The sequence below is a fragment of the Methylocystis sp. genome (assembly GCF_050246715.1).
Classification (GTDB): Bacteria; Pseudomonadota; Alphaproteobacteria; order Rhizobiales; family Beijerinckiaceae; genus Methylocystis.
Map to the genome: position 1 here is coordinate 184,745 of NZ_JBFWVN010000001.1, position 24,169 is coordinate 208,913.

Here is a 24,169-nt window from a genome sequence, read left to right on the forward strand (position 1 = left end):
CATTAATTCGTTCGCGCGTGCAAAAAAGTTACGTCGCCCGGAAAAATTCGAGTCACCTGCGTCCAAAGAGCTTTTCGATGTCGGCGAGCTTCAGCTCGATATAGGTCGGCCGGCCGTGATTGCACTGGCCGGCGCCTGGCGTCGCCTCCATCTCACGCAGCAGCGCGTTCATCTCCGGCGCCGTCAGCCGCCTGCCGGCGCGCACCGAATGATGGCAGGCGCAGGTCGCCAGCACATGATCGAGCCGGCGCGACAGCCCGCGCGAATCGCCTTCTTCGCTAAGAAGATCGGCGATATTCTCGACGAGCCGCTTGCAATCGATCTCGCCGAGCAGCGCCGGCGTCTCGCGCACCAGCACGGCGCCGGGGCCGAAGGGCTCGAGCGCGAGACCAAGCGCGGCAAGCTCGTCGAGCGCCGGCGCCAGCGCATTCATCCGCGACTCGTCGAGTTCGACCACGGCGGGGATCAGCAGGATTTGCCGCGCGACGCCGGTTTCCTCGCGCTGGCGTTTCAGCTTCTCGTAAACGATGCGCTCATGCGCGGCGTGCTGGTCGACGATGACGAGCCCATCCTGAGTCTGCGCGATGATATACGTTTCATGCAGCTGGGCGCGCGCCGCGCCGAGCGGCGACTCGGCTTCCGGCGAGGGCGCGTCATGGGCGCGCGCATCGGCCATCGGCGGGCCGGCGTCGAAAGCGGCCTGCGGCGTTTCTTCGAAGCCGGAAGGCGCATAGGGCGAACGCGATACGCTCCAATTCGCGGGCGGCGGCGCGCGATAGCGCATGCCATTGGCGCCCGCCAAGGCGTCGATCGCCGCGCGCGCGTTCGTATTGGCGCTGCGGCCGCTCTTCTCGGCGAGCGCCTGTTTCAACGCGCCGACGACGAGGCCGCGCACCAGTCCCGGATCGGCGAAGCGCACCTCCGCCTTCGCCGGATGCACATTGACGTCGACGATGCGCGGATCGCAGTCGATAAAGAGCGCCGCGACAGGATGGCGGTCGGCGCTGAGATAATCGAGATAGGCGGCGCGAATGGCGCCGGCGAAAAGCTTGTCGCGCACCGGCCGTCGATTGACATAGACAAACTGCATCTGGGCGTTGCCGCGACTGTAGGTCGGCAGACCGGCGAGGCCAAAAAGGCGTACGCCGTCGCGCGAAGCGTCGAGTTCGAAGGCGTTCGCCGCAAATTCTTCGCCGAGAATTTGCAAAATGCGCCGCGCCTGATCGGTTCCGCAGGCGGGATAATCGAAGAGCGCGCCGCTGTCGGCGGAAAGCGCAAAGCGCGCCTGCGGATTGGCCATGGCGAGACGCTTGACGACATCGACGATCGCCGAGGTCTCGGTGCGCTCGGTCTTCAAGAATTTCAGCCGCGCCGGCGTCGCCGAAAAGAGCGCACGCGCTTCGATTTTTGTGCCGCGCGGCCAGGCGCAGGCGGAAAGACCGCGCTTGTCGCCGGCTTCGACCCGGATGGAACAGCCGTGCGCGGTGCCCAACGCGCGGGTTTCGATGGTCAGGTCGGCCACGGCGGCAATCGAGGGCAGCGCCTCGCCGCGAAAGCCGAGCGTCGCGATATTGGTCAGATCGCCGTCGGGGATTTTCGACGTGGCGTGGCGCTCAACGGCGAGCGCGAGGTCGCGTTCATCCATGCCGCATCCGTCGTCGATGACGCGGATCAGCCTCTTTCCGCCCGCTTCGATCGCGACGTCAATGCGCGTCGCCCCGGCGTCGAGCGCATTTTCGACCAGCTCCTTGACCGCCGACGCCGGCCGCTCGACCACCTCGCCGGCGGCGATGCGATCGACGAGAATGGGATCGAGGCGGCGAATGGGCATGGGTGAATCGGCTGAGAGAGACTGTTTCGGAGAGTATACTCCATCGCGGCGATTTGCCCCGATCGCTATGGTGGAAATCTAGCTTGCAATTTGTACCATTGGGCGGTACTCTGACTCATCGTCGGGATCTTCAGAATGATATTGAATTTTCGGGACGATTGGTTGCGCGACTTCTTTATCAACGACGTTCGATCGAAGAGAATTCCTCCAGAGCTTGCGGGCCGTTTATTCCGTAAGATTCAGATGATCGATGACGCAACAACGGATCAAGATTTGCGGGTTCCGCCGAGCAATCATTTCGAAAGATTGCGCGGGGAGCTAGAAGGTTGGCATTCAATCCGCGTCAACAAGCAATGGCGGCTTATTTTCCAATGGGATGGCGCGAAGGGCGAAGCAAGAGGCGTCTATCTCGACGATCATAGCTATCGGTGAGGCGAGAATGTTGATCACGAAGCGCAAGCCGGCGAGCGTCGGCGAAATACTGACCGAAGAATTCATGACGCCAATGGGACTCACTCAGGCCGCGCTCGCCGATGCGATGGGCGTGCAGCGCAAGCATGTCAATGAACTCTGCAACGACCGCCGAAGCGTGACTGCGGCTACGGCGCTTATTCTTGCGCGGGTCTTCGCCAACAGCCCGGAATTCTGGCTGAATGTGCAGCGGCGCAGCGATTTGTGGGAGGCGATGCATTCGCCCAAAGAGCGTGAGCGTATCGCCCGCGCGAAGCCGCTGAAATCGGTCGCTTGATATCCCCATGACGGCTAAGGCCAGGAAGAAGTTTCGCAGCAGGATCGCGGAAGCCGCGTATGAGACGGCAAGCGGCCTCAATCGCATCGGCCTCATCGACGCCAGGACGATGCGCGAATTCGACGCCGCGTGCCTCACCACGATCGAACCGCTGACCGGCAAGCAAATCCTCGCGCTGCGCGGGCGCGAAGGCGTGTTCGCCCGCGTGTTGAACGCAAAGCCGAAACTGGTGAGCGAATGGGAGCGCAGTGAAACGAAGCCAAGCGGTTCATCGCTCAAGCTGTTCTCAATCGCGAAAGCGCATGGTCATGCGGCGATAAGTTGATTGCAACAGCTCGACTTTTGGCAAGGCGCGCGGCGAGCCGTTTTTACTCCGGCGTCCATTCGATTGCGGCAAGATCGCGCGCGCCGTCGATGATGCGCACGATCTGTGCGCCATATTCGGTGACGCGGTAAAGCGCCAGCCAGCGCTCGATCACCCATGCCCGCGCGTCCGGCGCGATCTCGGGACGCGCCTGTCCGATTTGCGGATGCTGTTTAAGACTCGAGCAACTTTCCTCGATGCGGTCATAGATCGCGTCGGCAAGCGCCTCGCTATTCCTTGCGGCAATGTAAAGCCAGATATCCAAAAGGTCTTCGCGCGCGCGGCGCGTGTAGTGAATTTTGGCCACTCAGTCAGTCTTTTGCGGCGGCTCGGCGCGCGCGCGCTTCCTTCTTCAATTCGGAAAAGTCCAGTTCGCCAGCGTCGCCGCTGTCGACGCCTTGTCGCCATGCTTCCCGCAACAGCCTTAGTTTTTCAGCCTCCTGCCGCTCGGCCTTCTCCATTATCCGCAGCGCTTCGCGGACAACCTCGCTCGATGAGCTGTAGCGCCCACCCGCCACCTTCGCCTTGACGAATTCCGCCAGTTCGTCGGTCAAGGACACGTTCATATTCATGGGAGATGCCTCCTTCGTAAGCCATTTTGGCAAAAATGCCTAATATTAGCAATTATTGCTATTTTTAGGCATTTCGAGGCAAGGGATCCGCGGGTCCGCGCCGCCGATCCTCACGCGAGCGGCGCCAGCACCAGCGCCAGATTCTCCACCGCCACGACGCGCGCCCTGGCGCCGGGCGCGAGGCTTTCGACGCTGGCGTCTTCGGCAAGCCGCGCCTGCCATTCGACGCCCGACCAGAAGATGACGCCGCGGGTTTTCGTCACTTCATGCGTCGTCGTCACCTCGCGGCCGATCAGATCGCTGCTTTTATCTTCTTCGATGTCGGCGTTCTGAAACCGCTGCAGCGGCTTTCTGCCGACGATGGCGATCAAGAGACTTACGCCGGCGACGATCGCCGTGGTTTCGATGAGCGACGGCCGCCAGCCGCTTACGTAAAGAACCGCGCTCGTCAAAAGCGCGCCGACCGCGACGAACATCACCGGCGAGAGGCCGATCACCACAATGTCGAGGCCGAGCAGGATAAGTCCGGCGATCAGGCTCGCATTGGCGGGATCGTAAAGAAACGCCGGCTCCATGCGCTTATTCTCCCGTCTGCCAGGGCTGCGCGCGGCGCTGCTGCGTCTCATTCGCCGCGCCGCCGGCGTTGACCATTTTGAGCACCGCCATCGCCTTGGCGAGCCAGCCGGCGGGATCGGCGCCGTCGCCCATCAGCACCAGGGAATTGCCGGCCTTGGCGAGGCGGCCATATTGTTCGATGGCGCTTTTCGCGACTTCGAGCTGCACCGCCTGATCGCCGCCGATTTGCGTGATCTGCGCGCGCACCAGTTCGATCGCCTTGGCCTGGCCTTCGGCGCGCAGGATCGCCGCCTGTTTCTCCCCCTCGGCGCGATTGATCTCGGATTGTTTCACGCCTTCCGATTCGAGCACCGCGGCGCGCTTGTCGCGCTCGGCCTTCATCTGCCGCTCCATCGACTGGCGGAGCGATTCCGGCATGGCGATATCCTTGATCTCGTAACGCGTCACATGCGCGCCCCAGAGCTGCGCCGCGTCGGAGACGGCGCGCACGACGCGTTCGTTGATCTCGCTTCTATTCTCGAAGGTCTTGTCGAGCTCCATCGAACCGATGGCGGAGCGCATCGAGGTCTGCGCCAGATTGATGATGGCGCGGCGGATGTCCTGCGCGCCGTAAGCCGCGTCCTTGGCGTTGACGATCTTGTAATAGAGAATGCCGTCAATGGTGACGGTGGCGTTGTCCTTGGTGATCGCGTCCTGCTCCGGCACGTCGATCACCTGTTCGCGCAGATCGAAGGCGTAGGCGACGCGCTCGACGATCGGCCAGACGAAATTGACGCCGGCGCTGAGCGACCGATTGTAGCGCCCGAGCCGCTCGATGACGAGCACGGTCTGCTGGCGCACGAAGCGCACCATCGTCGACAGCGCCAGCAGCGCGACATAGGCGAACCAGAACAGCGGATTTTGGAAGAGGCCGATCGGCAGGCCGAGATTGAACGAGCGATCGAGGAACAAGAGGCCGATCGCGACGGCGCCGACAATAAAAAGCGCGAAACCCATGGAACTCTCCCCTGGACAACGGACGGCCGGAGGCCGAGCGCGCTTCTTAGCCGACGTCGCCGGTCCTGGTTGTGCGCCGCCGCATGCGGCAGCATCATGAGGGCCGCGCGCGCCGAGCGCAATTCGATGACGGGGCGAGACCAGCCGGTCCGCTTACGGGTCTCGCCGAGCGCCGCGATCGAAAACCCAAAGCGGACCGCGAGCCTCCAGGCTCGCTTGCTTGTTCTGCGCGCCTGGAGGCGCGCGGTCCATTTTCCTCTGCGAGCCTGACGGTTTGCAGATCGCGCGCGCTCAATGGTCGCGTCGCCACCAGCTTTCGAGCGTCGGGCCGAACATCGGCGAGGCGTAGTGCGGCAATCGGGCTGGACGGGCGATGTCGGTCGAATGCGCGAGCCACTGTTCGGAGGCGTGAAACAGCGGCACGAGATAAAAGCCGGACAGTAGCACGCGGTCATAGGCGCGCACGGCGGTGACGAAATCGTCATGGCTCTTCGCCGCGAGCAAAGCGGCGATGAGCGCGTCGATCGCCGGCGATGACGCGCCGGCGAGATTGAAGGAGGCTTCCTGATTGGCGCTCGCCGAGCCCCAGCGCATGCGCTGCTCATTGCCCGGCGAGGCCGAGGCGATCCATTGCCCAAGCATCATGTCAAAATCGAATTTTTGGCGCCGGCGCTGATATTGCACCTCGTCGACGAGACGCACGCGGGCGTCGACGCCGATTCGTTGCAATGATGAGGCGTAGTTGAGCGCAAGCCGCTCCTGATTGCGGTCCTTCACCATGATCTCGAAGGAGACCGGCGCGCCGTCCTTGCGCAAGGCGCCGCCCTCGATCGCGTAGCCGGCGCGTTCCAGCAGATCGAGGGCCCGCTTCGCCATCTCGCGATCGCGGCCGGAGCCGTCATTGACCGGCGGGCGCCAGCGTCCCTCCAGAATGTCTTCGCGCACCGCCTTCGGAAAGGGCGCGAGCAAAGCGCGCTCGGCGGCCGACGCCGGGCGGCCGGAGGAGGACAATTCCGATTCGTCGAAGAAGCTTTTGGTGCGCGTATAAAGTCCGGCGTAGAGATTGGCGTTGATCCATTCGAAGTCGAACATCATGCCGAGCGCTTCGCGCAGCCGGATATCCTTGAACAAAGGCCGGCGCATATTGAAGACGAAGCCCTCCATGCCCTTGGGCATGTCGTTCTTCAGCGTCTCCTTCACGACGCGCCCGTCGGCGACAGCCGGGAAATCATAGCCGCTCGCCCAGCGCGTCGTGCTCGTTTCGTCGCGATAGTCGAGAAGGCCCGCCTTGAAGGCTTCGAACAGAGAATTGCCGTCGCGAAAATACTGGATGTCGACCTCGTCGAAATTATTGAATCCGCGCTGGCTCGGCAGATCGGCGCCCCAATAGTCCTTGTTACGGCGCAGCAACAGCCGTTCTCCGACCTTGACGTCGTCGATCACATAGGGGCCGGAGCCGACCGGCTTGGCCAGAGTCGCATCGGAAAAGCGCTCGACGTCGGTCGCATGTTTGGGCAGCACCGGCATTATCGCGAGAATGAGCGGCAGCTCCCGGTCGCCGACGCCGGTAAGATCGTAGCGCACGGTATGCGCGTCCGGCGCGTCGATCGACTTGACCAGCCCGTAGGCGACGCGCTGCTGCGGCCGACCCTTCGTCTTCAAGAGGTCGAAGGAGAACAGCACGTCTTCGGCGGTAATCGGCTGTCCGTCGGAAAAGCGCGCCCGCGGGTCGAGATGGAAGGTCACATGCGCGCGCGCCGGATCGATGTCGATCGATTGTGCGATCAGGCCGTAAAGCGTGAACGGCTCGTCCAGCGAGCGGGCCATCAGGCTTTGGAAAACATTGCCGACAAGCCCCTGGGCCGCGGATCCCGACTTAAGATTGAACGGGTTCAGACTGTCGAAGGCGCCGGCCAGGCCGACGCGAAGCTTGCCGCCCTTCCTCGCCGCCGGGTCGGCGTAGGGGAAGTTATGGAAATTGCTCGGCAGAGCGGGCGCGCCATGCATGGCGATCCCATGCGTCGGGCAGGGCGAGTCTGCCCCTGACGGAGTCGGGACAGCCCCTGCGCAGGGGACGGACATAAGGAGCGACAGGGCGAAGCTGAGCGCGCGGCGCCCCCGCATTCGCTGTTCGCCGCCGCCGGCGGCGGGGCGTCTCGCGGGAATCGGGCAAATCGTCATCGGCGGACCATATTCCACTGTCCTGCCGCCAGAAGCGAGTCGCACTCAAGTGTTCGGCGATTTTTTTGCGACGGTTTTGCAAAAAATGCGCCCTCCCCAAGCATTGAACGCGCTGATCGGCTGGAATTTACTGCGGCGACCATGTAAGAGCGTTGCCGTCGCCTCGTCGGCGTCGCGCAATCGCGCTGGAACATGGGCTGGTCAGGGTTCCACAGCGCCTTGGCGCGAAGGCGGCTTCCCGTTATGACGCGACGCTAAAAACGATCCGGAGCCGGAGGACGCCGGCCAGCAGGACAATCGAAAGGAACTTCCGATGTCTACCCATTTCTCGCGTTATTGCGCGATAGCCCTTGCGGGAGCGTTGCTGTTTATAGGCGCCGGCGCTTGGGCTCAGCAGGCCCCCGCGGCCGGCGCGGCGCAACCGCAGCAGCCCCAGGGCCCGATCGCCGCCGATCTCGTCGCCGTTCAGCCGGACTGGACCAAAGTCTGCGGCTCCGATCCGCAGACCAAAAAGGAAATGTGCTACACGACGCGCGACTTCGGCGTTTCCGCGAAGGAGGGCGAGGCCCCTCAGCCGCTGCTGGCGCTCGCGATTTATGATCCAAAGGGCGACGATCAGAAAATCATCCGTCTGCTTCTGCCGCCGGGCCTCATGCTGAAACCGGGCTTCCGCTTTGCGATCGACAAGGGAGCGCAGGAAAGCGGCACCTTCGAAATCTGCTACCCGAATGGCTGCTTTGCCGAAGCAAAGGTTAAAAAGGCCGTTGTCGACGGCATGAAGAAGGCCGAGAAAATGTCGGTGGTCGTCAAGAACCAGGCGAACAACGAGGTCACCTTCTATCTGCCGCTCGCCGACTTCGGCAAAGCCTTCGACGGCCCTGCGATCGACCCCAAGGTGCTCGAAGCGCAGCAAAAGAAGCTCCAGGAAGAGCTGCAGAAGAAGGCCGAGGAGGAGCGCAAGAAGCTCGAAGCTCAAAAGGGCGCCGCGCCGAAGAGCGCGCCCAAGAAATAAGCCGGAAACAAAACTCCGTCATAAAGACCCGCGCCGGACCTTGTCCGGCGCGGGTTTTTTTGCGTCCATGCCGACGCCGGTCCTGCGTCGAGACGAGCAGATGCGCGTCACTTTGACGCAAAGCGGAGCGCCGGTCTATATAGGGCGGTCAGCCCAAATCGCGGCGAGGTCAATCAGCGCATGTCTATCGCTATCGTCATGGTCCTAGTGGTGGCCGGTTCAATCCTGTTCCATGTGCTGAGTCCATGGCGGGCGACGCCAATCGCTTCGAATTGGGGCTTCATCGACGACACGATGGGACTCACCTTTCTGTTGACCGGCGCAGGTTTCGTCGCGGTCATTTTGTTCATGGCCTATTGCCTCTACCGCTTCCGCCATCAGCCGGGCCGGCGCGCCGCCTATGAGCCCGAAAATCAGAAGCTCGAAGCCTGGCTTGGAATTGTCACGACGATCGCCGTCGTCATTCTTCTCGCTCCTGGGCTGCTGGTCTGGGGCCAGTTCATCACCGTGCCCAAGGACGCGTTGGAGATCGAGGCGGTGGGGGCCCAGTGGAACTGGAGCTTTCGCCTGCCGGGCGCCGACCATCAGCTCGGATCGAGCGACGTTCGGTACATCGATACAACCAATGCCCTAGGCGTGAGCCCGGCAGATCCCAAAGGACGGGACGATCGGGTGATCACGAGCGGCGAACTGCACCTGCCGATCGGCAAACCCGTTAAGGTCCTGTTGCGTTCGATCGACGTGCTGCACGACTTCTACGTTCCAGAAATCAGGGCCAAAATGGACCTCGTGCCGGGCATCGTCACCTATTTTTGGTTTACGCCGACCAAGATCGGCGAATACGAGATCCTATGCGTCGCTTATTGCGGCATAGGGCACCCGCAGATGCGCGGCAAGATGATCATCGAGTCGGAAGCCGGGTTCGAAGCGTGGCAAAGCGCGCAGCAGACGTTCGAGCAGTCGCGCAAGAGCGCCGCAAGCCAGGACAAGCGGGCCTCGGCGCAATGACACTTTCAAAATCCAGTCGTCGCGCCGCTTTGACATTCATCGCCGCCGAGAGGGCTCCGTCGCAGCGGGGCTCGATCAATCGCCGAAAGCGCGATAGAGGCGAAAGGAGGATCATTCGATGACCGACGCCAGCGTACCACAGAACGTCGCGCCGCCGCCGGCGGAAGTGGAAGACGTCGAACTCTACCACGCGCACAGCTGGATCACGAAATATGTGTTCTGCCAGGACGCGAAGGTCATCGCGATTCAATACGCCGGCACGGCCATCACCGTCGGCATTTTGGCGCTGGTGCTGTCATGGGTGATCCGCCTACAACTCGCCTTCCCTGGCGCAATCCCCTTCGTTGACGCGAGCGTCTATTATCAGTCCGTGACCATGCACGGCATGATCATGGTCGTTTATATGCTCACCGCCATCTTCCTTGGCGGCTTCGGCAATTATCTTATTCCGCTGATGGTCGGCGCGCGGGACATGGTGTTCCCTTACGTCAACATGCTCAGCTACTGGGTCTATCTGATCGCGACCCTGGTTCTCGTCGCCAGCTATTTCGTGCCCGGCGGACCGACCGGCGCCGGCTGGACGCTCTATCCGCCGCAATCGATCCTGACCGGCACGCCGGGCTATGATTACGGCATCATTCTGATGCTCGTCTCCTTGATCCTCTTCATCGTCGGCTTCACGATGGGCGGGTTGAATTACGTCGTAACCGTGCTGCAGGCGCGCACAAGAGGCATGACGCTGATGCGCATGCCGCTTACGGTCTGGGGAATCTTCGCCGCCGCGGTGATGGCGCTTCTCGCCTTTCCTGGCCTTTTCGTCGCCTGCGTCATGCTGCTGCTCGACCGCACGCTCGGCACGAGCTTCTTCATGCCGTCGATCGTCGAATTCGGAGATCGTAAGGATTACGTCGGCGGAAGCCCGATCCTGTTTCAGCATCTGTTCTGGTTCTTCGGCCACCCGGAAGTCTACATCGTCGCGCTGCCGGCCTTTGGCGTGGTTTCAGACCTCATCAGCGTCCATGCGCGCAAGAACATCTTCGGTTACAGGATGATGGTCTGGGCGATCGTCGCGATTGGTGTGCTCAGCATGGTGGTCTGGGGCCACCACATGTATGTCAGCGGCATGGACCCCTGGTTCGGCTTCTTCTTCGCGGTGACGACGCTTGCGATCGCGGTGCCGACGGCTCTGAAGGTCTACAACTGGGTGCTGACCCTCTGGCACGCGGACATTCATTTCACCACGCCGATGCTGTTCGCGCTCGGGTTCCTCGTCACTTTCGTCAATGGCGGCATCACCGGCCTTTATCTCGGCAATGTCATTGTCGATGTGCCGCTGTCGAAGACGCTTTTCGTCGTCGCGCATTTCCATATGGTGATGGGCATCGCGCCGGTGCTCGTCATCTTCGGGGCGATCTATCACTGGTATCCGAAGATCACCGGACGGATGATGGACGAGCGGCTCGGCAAGATCCACTTCTGGATCACCTTCCTTGGCGCCTACGCCATATTCTTTCCCATGCATTATCTCGGCGTGATGGGCGTGCCGCGCCGGTTCTATGAATTGGGCGAAACAGCGTTCGTGCCGAGCTCCGCCACGGGGCTCAATATATTCATCACGATAACGGCCCTGGCGGTCGGCTTCGCCCAGACGATATTCTTCTACAATCTGTTCAAGAGCCTCAAATATGGCGCGCCCGCCGGCGGCAATCCGTGGCGCGCGGCGTCGCTTGAGTGGCAAACTCCCGAGACGCCGCCGGGTCACGGCAATTGGGGCAAGAATCTGCCGGTGGTTTATCGCTGGCCCTACGCCTATAGCGTTCCCGGCGCTCCCGAGGATTACCTGCCGCAAAACGCGCCGCCGGTCAGAGGAGAACATTCGCCATGAGCGTGATGGGGCTGTTCTTCATCTTCATCTTTTCCTTTGCGATCCTTTGGCTGGCGCGCCAGGGCGTGTTCGAATCGCATTGGCTCGAGGAAGGCGAGGTCGCGCAGTATCGCCGCGTTGGCGGCGCCGAGCCGCCGCCAGCCACGAAAGTGGCGCTCGCCATCTTTCTCGCTGTCGCCGGCTGTCTGTTCTCTCTGCTCGCCGCGGCATTTTTCATGCGCGGCGACGCGCCCGACTGGCAGATGCCGCCGATCCCGGGCGTTCTCTGGTTGAACACCGCCATTCTCGCGGCGAGCAGCGTCGCGCTGCAGCTTGCGCTCATCGCCGCCCGTCGCGCCGAATTCGAGCGGGTCAAGACGACCCTTCTGATCGGCGCCGCGACGGCAGGCCTATTTATCATCGGTCAGATCTGGGCTTGGCGCGAACTGCTCGAATTGCGATTCTTCGCGTCGAGCAACGCTGCCAACGCCTTCTTCTATCTGCTGACAGGCGCGCATGCGGCGCATCTTGTCGGCGGACTCGTGGCGCTGGCGCGAACGACCGACAAGGTTCGCGGCGCGGGGCGCGTCACCAGGGAGCTGACGACGAGCGTCAAGCTTTGCGCCATTTATTGGCATTTTCTGCTGTTCGTCTGGCTGCTGATGTTCGCCATGCTTATCGGCTGGGCCGATGGATTTGGCGTCGTCTGCCGGCGTCTGCTTTCGTAAGAGGGAACACGCCATGACGGCGGAGCATGTATCGACTGAGCATGTAGCGACTGAAGAAACCCTGCGGAGCCGCGTGCTCGGCGTAATGGCCGACTGGTCCTCGGATCAGCGCTCATTCAAGAGCGCGTCCTGGGGCAAGGCGATGATGTGGATTTTCCTCGTCAGCGACACCTTCGTCTTCAGCTGTTTTCTCATCTCCTACATGACGGTGCGCATGTCCACGACGGTGGAATGGCCGCATCCAAGCGAAATCTTCGCCCTCGACATCGGCGGCAAGAAGATTCCGCTCATCCTCATCGCGATCATGACCTTCGACCTCATCACCAGTTCGGGCACGATGGCGATGGCCGTGAACTTTGCCTATGCGCGCCAGCGCCGGAAGGCCGCGATCCTGATGCTGGTGACCGCCTTCTTCGGCGCCGCCTTCGTCGGCATGCAGGCTTTCGAATGGACCAAACTCATTCACGAGGGCGTGCGGCCGTGGGGCAATCCGTTCGGCGCGGCGCAGTTTGGATCGAGCTTCTTCATGATCACCGGCTTTCACGGATTCCACGTGTCGGTCGGGGTGCTGTTCCTGCTGATCATCGCCCGCGCCGTCTGGCGCGGAGATTATGACGTCGGACGCCCCGGCTTCTTCACGAGCCGCAAGGGCCGTTACGAGATCGTCGAGATCATGGGCCTATATTGGCACTTCGTGGATCTCGTCTGGGTCTTCATCTTTGCTTTCTTCTATCTGTGGTGACGCTTCCAACAGGGAGCACAGGGAGATAAGTATGACGGCGATGACGGATGATACGACGCATGCCCATGCCCATGCCCCTCTCGCGCAAGCGGCGCAGCCCGCGGCGCAGGCGCATGGCCAGCAGCATCCGATCAAGCTCTATCTACTGGTTTGGGGACTGCTCTTCGTTCTGAGCGCCTGCTCCTATCTCGTCGATTATTTCGATGTGCAGGGCTATCTGCGCTGGTTCCTGATCATCGTGTTCATGATGCTGAAGGCGGGATTGATCGTCGCGGTCTTCATGCATATGGCGTGGGAGCGGCTGGCGCTCGTCGTCGCGATCCTGACGCCGCCATTGGCGGTTCTGGTGCTGATGGCGATGATGGCGTGGGAAGGCGAATACACTAATTATTTGCGCGTGTTCTTCTTTGGCGCGTGATCGAGCCGTAAGTCGCCTCCGCGCCATCGCCGGAGAACTGCGCGAATGAGAGAAAACGGTCAGCGCGCCGCCAATAAGGCGATCCTCATCGTCCTATCGGCGCTTTGCGTCGTCATGATCGTTTTTCTAGGCGCCTGGACGCTCGTTGCGCATTTGCGATAAAGAGCTCGCCCCGCCGGCCCAAAAGCTCGCCGCAACGATGCTACGCCTTGCATTTCCCTTTTAATAATGCCGCCTGTCGACGCTGTGACTTTCAGAATGGCTGGCGTGAGTTGGCAGCGGGGAGATTCGGTTGACTCGCGCCAGCCGGCAACTTAAAAGCCCCAGCACATCTCGAAAGAGAAACCGATCCCAGCCGAGCCGCCCGAGAGGCGGCAGGCCAACGCCCGGCAGCGCGACGCGCCCCCGGGCGCGATAGGCTTTGGCGCGATAGGCTTTGGTATGTGCGTATTGCGATTGTGAATAGCGAGTAGGTCGGCCCGCCCTCCGCTCGCTATTCACGACCTCACTACTCACTCTCCCTCAGGAGACAATCATGTTCGAGAGCCTTTCCGACAAGCTCTCCGGCATTTTCGACAAGCTCACGCGGCGTGGCGCGCTTTCTGAAGCCGACGTCAATGAGGCGCTGCGCGAAATTCGCCGCGCGCTTCTCGAAGCTGACGTCGCCCTCGACGTGGTGCGCTCCTTCACTGACAGGATCCGCGATCGGGCGATCGGCGCCGGCGTCATCAAATCGGTGACGCCCGGCCAGATGGTGGTCAAGATCGTCAATGACGTGCTGATCGAGACGCTCGGCCAGGACGCTCAGCCGATCGATCTCGCCGCCACGCCGCCTGTCGCGATCATGATGGTCGGCCTCCAGGGCGCCGGCAAGACGACGACCGCCGCCAAGATCGCCAAGCGCTTGAAGGAACGCTACGGCAAGCGCACGCTGATGGCGTCGCTCGACGTGAAGCGTCCCGCCGCGCAAGAGCAGCTCGCGGTGCTCGGCCGGCAGGTCGAGGTCGACACGCTGCCGATCGTGCCCGGCCAGACGCCGGTGCAGATCGCCAAGCGCGCGATGGAGGCCGCCCGGCTGCAGGGTTACGACGTGGTGCTGCTCGACACCGCCGGACGCACGCATATCGACGAGCCGCTGATGCAGGAGATGGCGGAGATCAAGACCTCCGCCAAGCCGCATGAAATCCTGCTCGTCGCCGACGCTTTGACCGGCCAGGACGCCGTCAATCTCGCTCAAAACTTCGACGACCGGGTTGGTCTCACCGGCATTGTATTGACGCGTATGGACGGCGATGGCCGTGGCGGCGCCGCGCTCTCCATGCGCTACGTCACCGGCAAGCCGATCAAGCTGATCGGCGTCGGCGAGAAGATGGACGCGCTCGACGAATTCTCGCCGACGCGCATCGCCAATCGCATTCTCGGCATGGGCGACATCGTCGCGCTCGTCGAAAAGGCCGCCGCCGCGATCGACGCCGAACAGGCCCGCAAGGCCGCCGAGCGGATGGCCAAGGGCAAGTTCGATCTGCAGGACCTCTGCGATCAGCTGGCCCAGGTGGAAAAGATCGGCGGGCTCGGCGGCATCATGGGACTGCTGCCCGGCATCGCCAAGATGAAGGACCAGATCGCGGCGTCGGGCTTCGACGACAAAATGGTCAGGCGCCAGCGCGCCATCATCCTCTCGATGACGCCGAGGGAGCGGCGCAATCCCGACCTGCTGAAGGCTTCTCGCAAGAAGCGCATCGCCGCAGGCGCCGGCGTAAAGGTCGAGGAGATCAACAAGCTCTTAAAACAGCATCGGCAGATGGCCGATCTGATGAAATCCTTCGGCGCCGGCAAGCGCGGCGGGATGATGGGCAAGGCGGCGCAGATGATGGGGCTCGGCCCCGGCATGCAGATGCCCTCTCAGGAAGAGTTGCAGCAGCTGCAAGCAAAGCTCGGCGTGCAACAGCCGAAAGGCGCGCCCGGCGGCATTCCGGCCGCGCCCCCTCCCGATCTATTAGACAAGCCGAGCCTGCCGGGTCTCGGCGGCGGACTGCTGGGCGGGCTCAACCCGTTCGGAAAGAAGAAGTAGCGGCAGTCGGGCTTCGGCAGTCGGCAGCGGGACCCCTCCGACTGCCGACTGCCGAACACCGACTGCCCTGATATCAACGCAACAGGAAAGAGAACATGTCCCTCAAAATTCGTCTCGCCCGCGGCGGCGCCAAGAAGCGTCCCTTCTATCGTGTCGTCATCGCCGACTCCCGCTCGCCGCGCGACGGCCGCTATATCGAGAAGATCGGCTATTTCGATCCGCTCAAGGAAAAGGACGCGGCCGACCGTCTCGTGCTCGACACGGAAAAGGCGAAGGCTTGGCTGACCAAAGGCGCCCAGCCGACCGATCGCGTTGCCCGGCTGCTCGATGGCCTCGGCCTGATGAAGCGCGAAGCGCGCAACAATCCGCAGAAGGCGCAACCCAAAAAGAAGGCGCAGGAGCGCGCCGCCGCTGCGGCCGAAGCCGCGGGCGCGGCCGCTGCGGAAGCGCCGGCGGCGTAAGTCTTCTGTGCGAGACGCATCATTCGCCCTCATGCTGAGGAGCGCCCAACGGGCGCGTCTCGAAGCGCGAGGGCGGACAGCACGCGCGGCGATTTCCCCCTCCTTCGAGACGCCGCCTGCGGCGGCTCCTCAGGATGAGGAAATCGAGTGAAAGGGCCCGGCAAGGCCCTCGTCCTGCTCGGCCGATTCGGCGCGCCGCATGGGGTGCGCGGCGAAGTTCGGCTGCAAAGCTACACGAGCGATCCGCTGGCGATCGCGGTCTACGACGGACTAACCGACAAACTCGGCGCGTGTAAGTTCAAGCTGCTGTCCGTGCGCCCGCAGGGCAAGGACATGCTTGTTGCTAAAGTCGAGGGCGTCGCCGACCGTACCGGCGCCGAAGCGCTGAACGGCGTCGAGCTCTATCTGCCGCGCGAAAAGCTGCCCGCGCCAGAGGAGGAAGAATTCTATGTCGCCGATCTCATCGGCCTTCGCGCCGAAACACGTGATGGCGCGCTAATCGGCATGATCGTCGCCGTACGCAATTTCGGCGCTGGCGACATGCTCGAAGTCGCGCCCATCGGGGGCGGGGAAACCTTAATGTTCCCCTTCACCAGGGCGGCTGTTCCGGTAGTGAGCGTAACCGGAGGGCGTGCCGTCATCGAGCCGCCGGAAGAGGTCGAAGCGATCGCGAAGGGTTGACGCGCGAGAGGTCATGCCGTCATGAATCCTCGACGTTTTCCTCGGTCCGACTAGTCGCATCGAGGCGCTGCTTCAATTGCGCGATGATTGCGTCCTTCGCGGCGATTTCGGCAAGATGGCCGGCCTGCAGGGCCTCTTCGGCCTTCTGCGCCCTCGACGTCTCTTCCGACAGCGCGGCCGCAAGCGCGGCGCTCTGTTGCCGGAGCTTTACAATCAGGCTCATGTCTTCGCTCTGGGGGTGAAACCTGTCGACCCCCTCGGCTCCCAGGCGGATGACATTGCGGCAAGGAACCAAATCGCTGAGGAATTTGGGCGCGGTTACGTCAGCCTCGTCGGCTTTCGCATAGATTGCGACGAAATCGTTCCACACGTCGCTTTTGCGCTCGGCGATAAAGCATTCGACCAAAGTGAAGGGGTAGCCGCGCGTTCGCGCCAGCGCTTCCAGCGCCTTGCCACTGTCAGGGTAAAAGCGCCAGCAGTCCACGGGGTAGCGATGAAAATAGCCGTTCGAAGGGACGTTGATATAAAGAATGCCGCCGGGCTTCAGAAGTCGGGCCATCTCCAAGAATGAATCCCAGAAGAAGCGATCGTGCTTCAGGACCGAGCTCGAGACGACGATGTCGGCGAATTCATCTCGCAAGGGGATAGGTTTTCCCTCGTCGAGAAAAATATCGACGCTCGGGCCCTTGCCGATGTCGAGGCCAAGATAGGCCGCGCCCTCAGGACAGAAGTCGCGCAGGCTGCCGTTGACGTTGTAGGAGCCATACTCGAGAATTACCTGATTGGATCGGCCGTAAGTCTCGAAAAACAGCCTTCCAATCTCATACGCGGTATCGTGCATGGGTTTTGGCCTCAGGAGTTCCGCACCCCACCGTCCGAGAAATGAGGCGGGATGCGAACCATGAATAGCGGCGGAGGTCAAGGAATTCGCTATCCCGAGTGCGTGCGGCGGCGTCGGTGACGCGCACATATCGTCATGGCATAACCGCCACATGTTCCACGCGACGGTGCTGACCCTCTTTCCCGAAATGTTTCCCGGTCCCCTCGGCCTGTCGCTCGCCGGCGATGCGCTTTCCCGCGGCGTCTGGGCGCTCGAGACCAAACAGATTCGCGAACATGGTCTCGGGCGTCACCGCGCCGTCGACGACACGCCGGCCGGCGGCGGTCCCGGCATGGTGATGCGGGCCGACGTGCTGGCTGCGGCGATCGACGCGGCGGCGCCTTCCGACGATCCGCGCCCGCGCCTGCTGATGAGCCCGCGCGGCAGGCCGCTGACGCAAGCGCGCGCCCGCGAACTCGCGCAGGGCCCCGGCGCCATCATTCTTTGCGCGCGTTTCGAAGGCGTCGACGAACGCATCATCGAGGCTCGCGGGCTCGAAGAAATGTCGATTGGCGATTTTGTGCTGTCGGGCGGCGAGATCGCCGCGCTGGCGCTCATCGACGCCTGCGTGCGGCTGATCCCCGGCGTGATGGGCGAAGAAGCCTCGAGCGTCGAGGAAAGTTTCGAAGCGGGATTGCTGGAATATCCGCATTATACGCGGCCGCGCGACTTCGAAGGGCGCGAGATTCCCGACGCGCTGCTCTCCGGCGATCACGCCAAAATTGCGAATTGGCGTCACGAGCAAGCCTTGGCGCTCACCCGCGCGCGGCGTCCTGATCTGATCGCGCCGCAGCCTAGCCAGGCGTCGCGACGTCGCTGAATCTCCCCGCCCTGCACTATTTTTATCTGGTCCGCCAAGTCGCGCGATCTAGCTAATGAACGGCTTCCCCGAGTTTCAACCTGAAGCCAGGGCGCAAGGAGGCCCCACATGCAGAAAGAAAAAACCCAGATTCGCCGGGACACGGATCGTTCGGCGCTCCACACGCCGACCGATCTCGAAAAACAGTCGACGATGAAGGTCGCCGCGGAAATCAACAAGCTCGTCGCCGACGCCCTGGCGCTTTATCTCAAGACCAAGAATTTTCACTGGCATATGAGCGGCCCGCATTTTCGCGACTATCATCTGCTGCTCGACGAGCAGGCGAGCCAGATCTACGCCGCGGTCGATCCGCTGGCCGAACGCGTGCGCAAGCTCGGTCAACCGACCCTTCGCTCGATTAGCCATATCGCCAAACTGTCGCGCATCAAGGACAATAACGAGGAATTCGTATCGCCCTACGACATGCTTTCCGAACTGCTGGAAGACAATAAGGCGATGGCCGAGTCGATGCGCAACGCGCATAAATTGTGCGACGACAATGACGACATCGCCACCGCCAGTCTGCTTGAAGTCTATGTCGACGAGACCGAGAAGCGGACCTGGTTCCTGTTCGAGGCGGCGCGGGGCGCCGGCCAGGGCGGCCATTGACCGACTTCCGGTTGAACTGTTCGCTTGGGTCGTGTCATTCCCGGCGGGCCGAAGGCCTGACCGGGAATCCAGGGCCAAACCAAGAATGCTGGTTTTGCTCTGGATTCCCGATCGCGCGCAAAGCGCGCGTCGAGAATGACCTCCGCGTGATGCAGAGGGAAAGCGGTATGACGCGCTAACGCGTGGGGATCGGCGTGCCGCTGCGATAATCATAGAAGCCCCGCTGGGTCTTTTTGCCGAGCCAGCCGGCTTCGACATATTTTACGAGCAGCGGGCAGGGGCGGTATTTCGAATCCGCCAGCCCCTCATGCAGCACCTGCATGACCGACAGACAGGTGTCGAGGCCGATGAAATCGGCGAGCTGCAGTGGCCCCATCGGATGATTGGCACCGAGCTTCATCGCCGTGTCGATCGCCTCGACCGAGCCCACGCCTTCGTAAAGCGTATAGACCGCCTCATTGATCATCGGCAGCAGAATGCGGTTGACGATGAAGGCGGGAAAATCCTCGGAAACCGATACCGTCTTGCCGAGCTTGGCGATGAACGCCTTGGCGTCCTCGAATGTCACGTCATCCGTGGCGATGCCGCGAATAAGTTCGACGAGCTGCATGCGCGGCACCGGATTCATGAAATGAATGCCGATGAAGCGCTCGGGCCGGCCGGTCACCGACGCCAGACGCGTGATCGAAATCGACGACGTGTTGGACGCGATAATCGCGTCCGATTTCGTGACCTTGGCGAGATCGGCGAGGATCTTGCGCTTGACCTCCTCGACTTCGGTCGCCGCCTCGATGACGATGTCGGAATCGGCGAAATCGGCGATTTTCGGCGCGCCGCTTATCCGCGCGAGCGCCGGCTCGATCTTGGCGGCGTCGAGCTGGCCGCGCTCGGCGGCGCGGCGCATCTGGGCGGCGACGTCGGCGACGCCAGCGTCGATGCGCTCCTGCGAAATGTCGTTCAGCGCGACGTCATAGCCGGAGAGGGCGCAAACATGCGCGATACCCTTCCCCATCTGGCCCGCGCCGATGACGCCGATCTTGCGAATCTCGAAGCCCATGTTTTGACCACCGTCAGCCAAGCCAGCGCCGGACACAAGCGACGCGCCGCGCTGAGGCGTGCCGCAGTGCAATATAACTTGCGTTCCTCTGCAAGGAAAACAAACAAAAAGCAACTGCGGAGGGATAGATCACGCCGTTTATGGGCGCAATCGCCCAAATGCAGATAACGTTATCGATCTCAAAAGTTTAGACCCCGTTCATGCGAAAAGCCGGGTTCCACTTTTTTTGAGAGCCGGGCCCTGGAAGCTTAGCGCGCCGCCAATTTGGCGCGCGCCACGCCGGCCATCGCAGCCGGAGCGGCGGCGCTTTTTTTGCTCAGCGGCCGAGTTTCGCCAGCTCCGCGTCAAGCTCTGGCAAAGCCGTGAAAAGATCGGCGACAAGGCCGTAGTCGGCGACCTGGAAGATCGGCGCCTCCTCATCCTTGTTGATCGCGACGATCACTTTCGAATCCTTCATACCCGCGAGATGCTGAATCGCGCCGGAAATGCCGGCGGCGATATAGAGATCGGGCGCGACCGCCTTTCCGGTCTGGCCGACCTGGAGATCATTGGGCGCATAGCCGGCGTCGACGGCGGCGCGGGAGGCGCCGATCGCGGCGTTGAGCCGCGTCGCGACGGGATCGAGCACTTTTTGGAAATTCTCCGCCGAGCCGAGGGCGCGGCCCCCCGATAGAACGACCCGCGCCGAGGTGAGCTCGGGCCGCTCGGATTTCGCCAGTTCTTCACGCTTAAAGGCGGAGACGCCGGGGTCGGATGACGCGGCGATCACCTCGACCGGCGCCGAGCCGCCCTCGGGCGCCGCCGCAAAGGCCGTGGTGCGCACGGTGACGACCTTCTTGGCGTCCTTGGCCCGCACGGTCTGGACGGCGTCGCCCGCATAGATCGGCCGCTCGAAAGTGTCGGCGGATACGACTTTGATGATGTCCGAGACCTGCATCACGTCGAGCAGCGCCGCGACCCGCGGCAGCACGTTTTTCGTCGCCGAGGTCGACGGCGCGATAATCACGTCGTAGGAGCCGGCGAGCGAGACGATCAGCGCCGCAACCGTCTCGGCGAGAACATGATCGAGCGAAGCGTCTTCGGCGTAGAGGACCTTGTCGACGCCGGCGAGCTTCGCCGCCTGTTCCGCGGCGCCCTTCAGCCCGGGCCCGGCGACGAGAATGTGAATCGGGCCGCCGATCTCCTTGGCGGCGGTGAGCGCCTTGGCGGTGGCCGGCGCAAGCGCGCCATTGGCGGTTTCGGCAAGAAGCAGAATCGTCATTCTTAAATCACTCCCGCTTCCTTGAGCTTGCCGACGAGTTCGACCACGGAGCCGACCTTGACGCCGGCCTTGCGCTTTGCGGGCTCGGCAGTCTTTACGACTTCGAGGCGGGGCGAAATATCGACGCCGTAGTCGGCGGGCGACTTCACCGCGACCTCTTTCTTCTTTGCCTTGATGATATTGGGCAGCGAGGCGTAGCGCGGCTCGTTCAAGCGCAAATCGGTGGTGACGACCGCCGGCAGCTTCAGGCTGACGGTCTGCAGACCGCCGTCGATTTCGCGGGTCACGTCGACGGCGCCGTCAGCCATCTCGACCTTCGAGGCGAAAGTGCCCTGGCCCCAGCCGAGCAGCGCGGCGAGCATCTGGCCGGTCTGATTGCAGTCGTCGTCGATCGCCTGCTTGCCCATGATGACGAGCTGCGGCTGTTCCTCGGCGACGATCTTGGCGAGAATCTTGGCGACGGCGAGCGGCTCGACGGCGTCATCCGTCTTGACCAGAATGCCGCGGTCGGCGCCCATGGCGAGGCCTGTGCGCAGGGTCTCGTCCCCCTTGGCGGGGCCGATGGTGACCACGATCACTTCCGTCGCCTTGCCGGCTTCCTTCAGGCGCAACGCCTCTTCGACGGCGATCTCGTCGAAGGGGTTCATCGACATTTTAACATTGGCGAGATCGACGCCGGACCCGTCCGCCTTGACCCTGATCTTGACGTTATAATCGACGACCCGTTTGACGGGCACGAGAATCTTCATCGCGCGACCCCTTAAGTCTCCCTTGACCCTATGGCGAGACGGTGTAGGAGCGCCGCCTGCGGGCGCTCCACTTCGGCTAAAGCCGTTGCGCGGTCTGGTAGCGGGGGCGCGCGCGCGAGTCAAACCGCGCGATCGCGACGAAGCCTCGCGATCAGGGCGAATCCTCGCCAGCATCCTGCGGGCGCGCTGAAGAACTGATCGGGCCGCCGCGGTCGAAGAGCCGGTGCCGGCGGCGCTTGAATAGCGGCGTCAGCACCAGACCCGCGGCGATGCCGCCAACATGCGCCATCCAGGCGATGGCGCCGCCCTCGCCCATCGAGGCGTTGATGAGCTGCATCAAAATCCAGGCGCCGACGAACAGCCAGCCGGACGCGACGAAGGAGAACAGCGGCGCACGCAGCCCCAGGATGGACTTCAAGCGCATGCCCGACAGCCAGGCGCCAAGCCAGATCGGCGCGAGCGCCAAAGAGAGCGGCGGAAAGATACCGGCGACGGTCGCGCGGGGATGAAGCAGCAGAAAGGCGGCGCAGACGCCGGAGATCGCGCCGGACGCGCCAACGAGCGGCGTGATCGAATGCGGCGTGGCGTAGATATAGAACACGCCCGAAGCGATGCCGCAGGAAAGATAGAACAATAGATAATGCAGCGAGCCCATCGCGTCTTCGACATTGTCCCCGAAGACGTAAAGGAACAGCATGTTCGAGCCAAGGTGCATCAGCGACGAGTGAAAGAAGAGCGCGGTGACAAGCGTCGCCGCCGCCGGCGGTCCGACGATCCAATCAGCGAGTTCGGCTTCGCCAAACAGCACGCGCGGGATGATCGCGAAGCCGCGTATCACGGTCAGCGGATCGCCGAACACTTCGCTTTGCACGATGAGAAAAACGATGACGTTGAGCGCGATCAGCGTCCAATTCACGATCGGCCGGCGCAGATAGCGCAGCGGCGCGTCGTCATAGATCGGCATCACCATCGGCTAAGCTCCTTTCGACCACGAGCCTAACATATGGCGACGCCGATCCCTTGCGTCATGGGCGGACGAAGCGGCGGCCGAGCCTCGTCGTGACGAGATCGCCCAGCCCGGCGATGTCGAAAGCCACGGTCAAGAGCCCATAGACGCAAGCGCCGACGAAGACTTGCGCAATCAGCGTGAGAATGCCGGGCGTCATCTCACGCAGAGGCGTCAGCGCGAGCGACATCGCGCCGGTCGCCACAAGCGCGGCGAACATGTCCCAGAACGACGGCCAGACCGGCTGCGTGCGCAGCGCGAAATAGACCGTCGCGACAAGCGCCGCGACATAGGCGCCGCCCTGGGCGATGGCGAGATTGGAGGCGTCCTCGCCCCATGGCAGGACAAAGAGCAGCGCGAGGCCAAAGACGACCGCGGCAAGCGCCGCGACGATGAGCGGCCTCGTCTTCTTTTCGATCTGAAACACCGGATTGACGCCAAAGAGCATGACGCCCATCGCGAAGAGTCCCGGCAACAGCAGGCTGAGATAGTGGCCGAAAGGACCGCGATATTGCGCCGGCACGATCAGCGCTTCGATCGAGGGCATGACGAACCAGAGTCCGGCGCAGGCCGGCAACAGAAAGGCGACGACGATTCCAAGATTACGCGCGACCTGCTCCTTCGCGCGGTCGGCGCCATGTCGCTCATGCGCGGCGACGGCGATCTGAAACAGCAGCACGTCGAGCGCGGAGCCGAGCGCCTGCACCGCGCGCAGGCCGAGATCGTAAGCGAGCGCGAACTGGCCGGTCTCGGCGAAGCCGAACACGCTCGCGACGATGGAGCGCGCGGCAAGCGGCATTGCCTGATAGAGAAGATGCGCCGTGACGATCGGCGCGCTATAGGCGGCGAGAACGCGCGCATTTTGACTCGACGCGGCGCGAATGTCGGCGCCGGGATCGAGCAGCGCGCCGCGCCCGAGAATGACCGTGCCGAAGAGGCTTGCGACGCCGCCGGCAAGGGCGACGGCGGCCGACTGAAAAATAAAGGCGCCGCCGCCGATCAGAACAAGCGCCAGCGCATTTTTTGCGAGCATCAGCCGCACATAGGCGCGATCGTGAAAGCGCGCGCGCACCAGCGCGGTGCAATAGTCGAACAGCCCGTTGGCGACCGCGGTCAGCAGCGCGAGCAGAATAAGGTTGGTTTCGAAATCGAGCGGCGGGCCGATCAACGCGTATATTCCCGTCGCCGTTCCGAGGAATACCGTGACGGCGATGAACGACGCGTCGAGAGTCGAGCGCACGACCGGCTCCTTGTCGCGCGTGCGCTTGGAATAAAAGCGCGTCGCCGACAGCCGCAGCCAATCATAGAGCGCGGTCTGCACGACGACTGCGATCGAGAAGGCGAGCGCGAAGCGGCCGTATTCTTCGGGGCCAAGAAATTTCGCGACCGTCAGCCCGATGACAAAATTGACGATCGTATTGGCGAGAAAGGCGAGAAGTACGTTCAAGAGGCGCGATCCCTGCGCGGCGCGCGCGCGCTTACCCCCAAGGGGTTT

Annotated in this window: 26 protein-coding genes; 14 read left to right on the plus strand and 12 right to left on the minus strand. The window is 62.7% G+C overall.

The annotated features are described in order from the left end of the window. Positions 1-52 precede the first annotated feature (52 nt). Positions 53-1,831, minus strand: coding sequence for a DNA mismatch repair endonuclease MutL (mutL, locus tag AB7I51_RS00975; RefSeq protein WP_428402522.1), 1,779 nt, complete (start codon positions 1,829-1,831; stop codon positions 53-55). A 135-nt stretch (positions 1,832-1,966) separates the two neighbouring features. On the opposite strand from mutL, the gene AB7I51_RS00980 reads away from it, so the two are divergent. From AB7I51_RS00980 to AB7I51_RS00990, 3 genes are read left to right on the plus strand one after another with little or no spacing between them, the layout of a single operon-like run. Then, positions 1,967-2,263, plus strand: coding sequence for a type II toxin-antitoxin system RelE/ParE family toxin (locus AB7I51_RS00980; protein WP_428402521.1), 297 nt, complete (start codon positions 1,967-1,969; stop codon positions 2,261-2,263). 7 nt (positions 2,264-2,270) lie between these two features. Further along, a complete protein-coding gene (locus AB7I51_RS00985) occupies positions 2,271-2,579 on the plus strand; it encodes a HigA family addiction module antitoxin (protein ID WP_428402520.1) in 309 nt (102 codons plus the stop codon). 7 nt (positions 2,580-2,586) lie between these two features. Next, the gene (locus tag AB7I51_RS00990) at positions 2,587-2,904 is read left to right on the plus strand and encodes a helix-turn-helix domain-containing protein (protein WP_428402519.1); all 318 of its coding nucleotides are present in this window, start codon (positions 2,587-2,589) and stop codon (positions 2,902-2,904) included. 43 nt (positions 2,905-2,947) lie between these two features. On the opposite strand, the gene AB7I51_RS00995 is transcribed toward AB7I51_RS00990, so the two are convergent. The 5 genes from AB7I51_RS00995 to AB7I51_RS01015 all read right to left on the minus strand — a co-directional run bounded on the left by AB7I51_RS00995 (position 2,948) and on the right by AB7I51_RS01015 (position 7,211). Then, positions 2,948-3,250 (minus strand): type II toxin-antitoxin system RelE/ParE family toxin, encoded by a 303-nt coding sequence (locus tag AB7I51_RS00995; RefSeq protein WP_428402518.1) that lies wholly within the window; start codon positions 3,248-3,250, stop codon positions 2,948-2,950. A gap of 4 nt (positions 3,251-3,254) precedes the next feature. Then, positions 3,255-3,515 carry a type II toxin-antitoxin system ParD family antitoxin gene (locus AB7I51_RS01000; protein WP_428402517.1) on the minus strand — a complete coding sequence of 87 codons (261 nt, stop codon included), beginning with the start codon at positions 3,513-3,515 and terminating at the stop codon, positions 3,255-3,257. A gap of 110 nt (positions 3,516-3,625) precedes the next feature. Beyond that, entirely contained in the window at positions 3,626-4,090 is a 465-nt protein-coding gene (locus tag AB7I51_RS01005) for an NfeD family protein (RefSeq protein ID WP_428402516.1), read from the minus strand. A gap of 4 nt (positions 4,091-4,094) precedes the next feature. Beyond that, on the minus strand, positions 4,095-5,087 hold the full coding sequence (locus tag AB7I51_RS01010) for an SPFH domain-containing protein (RefSeq protein WP_428402515.1): 993 nt from the start codon (positions 5,085-5,087) through the stop codon (positions 4,095-4,097). Between the two features lie 291 nt (positions 5,088-5,378). Next, the gene (locus tag AB7I51_RS01015; protein WP_428402609.1) at positions 5,379-7,211 is read right to left on the minus strand and encodes an extracellular solute-binding protein; all 1,833 of its coding nucleotides are present in this window, start codon (positions 7,209-7,211) and stop codon (positions 5,379-5,381) included. 370 nt (positions 7,212-7,581) lie between these two features. Here AB7I51_RS01015 and AB7I51_RS01020 point away from each other — a divergent pair, with 370 nt between their 5' ends. The 9 genes from AB7I51_RS01020 (at position 7,582) to rimM (ending at position 16,253) form a co-directional block, all read left to right on the plus strand. After that, complete coding sequence (locus tag AB7I51_RS01020) at positions 7,582-8,280, plus strand: invasion associated locus B family protein (protein ID WP_428402514.1); 699 nt, start codon at positions 7,582-7,584, stop codon at positions 8,278-8,280. Positions 8,281-8,460: 180 nt separating this feature from the next. Continuing rightward, entirely contained in the window at positions 8,461-9,288 is an 828-nt protein-coding gene (locus tag AB7I51_RS01025; RefSeq protein WP_428402513.1) for a cytochrome c oxidase subunit II, read from the plus strand. A gap of 118 nt (positions 9,289-9,406) precedes the next feature. After that, a complete protein-coding gene (locus tag AB7I51_RS01030) occupies positions 9,407-11,173 on the plus strand; it encodes a cytochrome c oxidase subunit I (RefSeq protein ID WP_428402512.1) in 1,767 nt (588 codons plus the stop codon). Continuing rightward, positions 11,170-11,880, plus strand: coding sequence for a cytochrome c oxidase subunit 3 (locus AB7I51_RS01035; RefSeq protein ID WP_428402511.1), 711 nt, complete (start codon positions 11,170-11,172; stop codon positions 11,878-11,880). Before AB7I51_RS01030 ends, AB7I51_RS01035 begins: the two co-directional genes overlap by 4 nt. Positions 11,881-11,893: 13 nt before the next feature. Further along, positions 11,894-12,622, plus strand: a complete 729-nt coding sequence (locus AB7I51_RS01040) for a heme-copper oxidase subunit III family protein (RefSeq protein ID WP_428402510.1) — start codon at positions 11,894-11,896, stop codon at positions 12,620-12,622. Positions 12,623-12,662: 40 nt separating this feature from the next. Further along, complete coding sequence (locus AB7I51_RS01045) at positions 12,663-13,040, plus strand: cytochrome C oxidase subunit IV family protein (RefSeq protein WP_428402608.1); 378 nt, start codon at positions 12,663-12,665, stop codon at positions 13,038-13,040. Positions 13,041-13,575: 535 nt separating this feature from the next. Next, positions 13,576-15,111 carry a signal recognition particle protein gene (ffh, locus tag AB7I51_RS01050; protein ID WP_428402509.1) on the plus strand — a complete coding sequence of 512 codons (1,536 nt, stop codon included), beginning with the start codon at positions 13,576-13,578 and terminating at the stop codon, positions 15,109-15,111. Between the two features lie 95 nt (positions 15,112-15,206). Then, positions 15,207-15,572: a 30S ribosomal protein S16 gene (gene rpsP / locus AB7I51_RS01055; RefSeq protein WP_428402508.1), complete on the plus strand. Its 366-nt coding sequence runs from the start codon at positions 15,207-15,209 to the stop codon at positions 15,570-15,572. A gap of 147 nt (positions 15,573-15,719) precedes the next feature. Next, complete coding sequence (gene rimM, locus AB7I51_RS01060) at positions 15,720-16,253, plus strand: ribosome maturation factor RimM (RefSeq protein WP_428402507.1); 534 nt, start codon at positions 15,720-15,722, stop codon at positions 16,251-16,253. Positions 16,254-16,272: 19 nt separating this feature from the next. On the opposite strand, the gene AB7I51_RS01065 is transcribed toward rimM, so the two are convergent. Beyond that, complete coding sequence (locus tag AB7I51_RS01065) at positions 16,273-17,094, minus strand: methyltransferase domain-containing protein (RefSeq protein ID WP_428402506.1); 822 nt, start codon at positions 17,092-17,094, stop codon at positions 16,273-16,275. Between the two features lie 151 nt (positions 17,095-17,245). On the opposite strand from AB7I51_RS01065, the gene trmD reads away from it, so the two are divergent. Together trmD and AB7I51_RS01075 are read left to right on the plus strand one after the other, a co-directional pair. Next, positions 17,246-17,953 (plus strand): tRNA (guanosine(37)-N1)-methyltransferase TrmD, encoded by a 708-nt coding sequence (trmD, locus tag AB7I51_RS01070; protein ID WP_428402505.1) that lies wholly within the window; start codon positions 17,246-17,248, stop codon positions 17,951-17,953. A gap of 108 nt (positions 17,954-18,061) precedes the next feature. Beyond that, complete coding sequence (locus AB7I51_RS01075; RefSeq protein WP_428402504.1) at positions 18,062-18,601, plus strand: Dps family protein; 540 nt, start codon at positions 18,062-18,064, stop codon at positions 18,599-18,601. 175 nt (positions 18,602-18,776) lie between these two features. On the opposite strand, the gene AB7I51_RS01080 is transcribed toward AB7I51_RS01075, so the two are convergent. From AB7I51_RS01080 to AB7I51_RS01100, 5 genes are all read right to left on the minus strand, one after another. Beyond that, complete coding sequence (locus tag AB7I51_RS01080) at positions 18,777-19,658, minus strand: 3-hydroxybutyryl-CoA dehydrogenase (protein WP_428402503.1); 882 nt, start codon at positions 19,656-19,658, stop codon at positions 18,777-18,779. A gap of 316 nt (positions 19,659-19,974) precedes the next feature. After that, positions 19,975-20,919 carry an electron transfer flavoprotein subunit alpha/FixB family protein gene (locus AB7I51_RS01085; RefSeq protein WP_428402502.1) on the minus strand — a complete coding sequence of 315 codons (945 nt, stop codon included), beginning with the start codon at positions 20,917-20,919 and terminating at the stop codon, positions 19,975-19,977. A gap of 2 nt (positions 20,920-20,921) precedes the next feature. Then, positions 20,922-21,668, minus strand: a complete 747-nt coding sequence (locus AB7I51_RS01090; protein ID WP_428402501.1) for an electron transfer flavoprotein subunit beta/FixA family protein — start codon at positions 21,666-21,668, stop codon at positions 20,922-20,924. 151 nt (positions 21,669-21,819) lie between these two features. After that, positions 21,820-22,638: a rhomboid family intramembrane serine protease gene (locus tag AB7I51_RS01095; RefSeq protein WP_428402500.1), complete on the minus strand. Its 819-nt coding sequence runs from the start codon at positions 22,636-22,638 to the stop codon at positions 21,820-21,822. Positions 22,639-22,693: 55 nt separating this feature from the next. Further along, complete coding sequence (locus AB7I51_RS01100; protein ID WP_428402499.1) at positions 22,694-24,121, minus strand: lipopolysaccharide biosynthesis protein; 1,428 nt, start codon at positions 24,119-24,121, stop codon at positions 22,694-22,696. Positions 24,122-24,169: the final 48 nt, after the last annotated feature.

Excerpts from the sequence above, each read along its gene's own strand:
- AB7I51_RS01090 (WP_428402501.1), bottom strand. The coding sequence starts at position 21,668 with ATGAAGATTCTCGTGCCCGTCAAACGGGTCGTCGATTATAACGTCAAG.
- AB7I51_RS01030 (WP_428402512.1), top strand. The coding sequence starts at position 9,407 with ATGACCGACGCCAGCGTACCACAGAACGTCGCGCCGCCGCCGGCGGAA.
- trmD (WP_428402505.1), top strand. The coding sequence starts at position 17,246 with ATGTTCCACGCGACGGTGCTGACCCTCTTTCCCGAAATGTTTCCCGGT.
- AB7I51_RS00990 (WP_428402519.1), top strand. The coding sequence starts at position 2,587 with ATGACGGCTAAGGCCAGGAAGAAGTTTCGCAGCAGGATCGCGGAAGCC.
- rpsP (WP_428402508.1), top strand. The coding sequence starts at position 15,207 with ATGTCCCTCAAAATTCGTCTCGCCCGCGGCGGCGCCAAGAAGCGTCCC.
- AB7I51_RS01010 (WP_428402515.1), bottom strand. The coding sequence starts at position 5,087 with ATGGGTTTCGCGCTTTTTATTGTCGGCGCCGTCGCGATCGGCCTCTTG.
- AB7I51_RS01080 (WP_428402503.1), bottom strand. The coding sequence starts at position 19,658 with ATGGGCTTCGAGATTCGCAAGATCGGCGTCATCGGCGCGGGCCAGATG.
- AB7I51_RS01075 (WP_428402504.1), top strand. The coding sequence starts at position 18,062 with ATGCAGAAAGAAAAAACCCAGATTCGCCGGGACACGGATCGTTCGGCG.
- AB7I51_RS01085 (WP_428402502.1), bottom strand. The coding sequence starts at position 20,919 with ATGACGATTCTGCTTCTTGCCGAAACCGCCAATGGCGCGCTTGCGCCG.
- AB7I51_RS01045 (WP_428402608.1), top strand. The coding sequence starts at position 12,663 with ATGACGGATGATACGACGCATGCCCATGCCCATGCCCCTCTCGCGCAA.
- AB7I51_RS01035 (WP_428402511.1), top strand. The coding sequence starts at position 11,170 with ATGAGCGTGATGGGGCTGTTCTTCATCTTCATCTTTTCCTTTGCGATC.
- AB7I51_RS00980 (WP_428402521.1), top strand. The coding sequence starts at position 1,967 with ATGATATTGAATTTTCGGGACGATTGGTTGCGCGACTTCTTTATCAAC.
- AB7I51_RS01005 (WP_428402516.1), bottom strand. The coding sequence starts at position 4,090 with ATGGAGCCGGCGTTTCTTTACGATCCCGCCAATGCGAGCCTGATCGCC.
- AB7I51_RS00985 (WP_428402520.1), top strand. The coding sequence starts at position 2,271 with ATGTTGATCACGAAGCGCAAGCCGGCGAGCGTCGGCGAAATACTGACC.
- AB7I51_RS01000 (WP_428402517.1), bottom strand. The coding sequence starts at position 3,515 with ATGAATATGAACGTGTCCTTGACCGACGAACTGGCGGAATTCGTCAAG.
- AB7I51_RS01025 (WP_428402513.1), top strand. The coding sequence starts at position 8,461 with ATGTCTATCGCTATCGTCATGGTCCTAGTGGTGGCCGGTTCAATCCTG.
- AB7I51_RS01095 (WP_428402500.1), bottom strand. The coding sequence starts at position 22,638 with ATGGTGATGCCGATCTATGACGACGCGCCGCTGCGCTATCTGCGCCGG.
- mutL (WP_428402522.1), bottom strand. The coding sequence starts at position 1,831 with ATGCCCATTCGCCGCCTCGATCCCATTCTCGTCGATCGCATCGCCGCC.
- AB7I51_RS01065 (WP_428402506.1), bottom strand. The coding sequence starts at position 17,094 with ATGCACGATACCGCGTATGAGATTGGAAGGCTGTTTTTCGAGACTTAC.
- ffh (WP_428402509.1), top strand. The coding sequence starts at position 13,576 with ATGTTCGAGAGCCTTTCCGACAAGCTCTCCGGCATTTTCGACAAGCTC.
- AB7I51_RS01020 (WP_428402514.1), top strand. The coding sequence starts at position 7,582 with ATGTCTACCCATTTCTCGCGTTATTGCGCGATAGCCCTTGCGGGAGCG.
- AB7I51_RS01015 (WP_428402609.1), bottom strand. The coding sequence starts at position 7,211 with ATGCGGGGGCGCCGCGCGCTCAGCTTCGCCCTGTCGCTCCTTATGTCC.
- AB7I51_RS01040 (WP_428402510.1), top strand. The coding sequence starts at position 11,894 with ATGACGGCGGAGCATGTATCGACTGAGCATGTAGCGACTGAAGAAACC.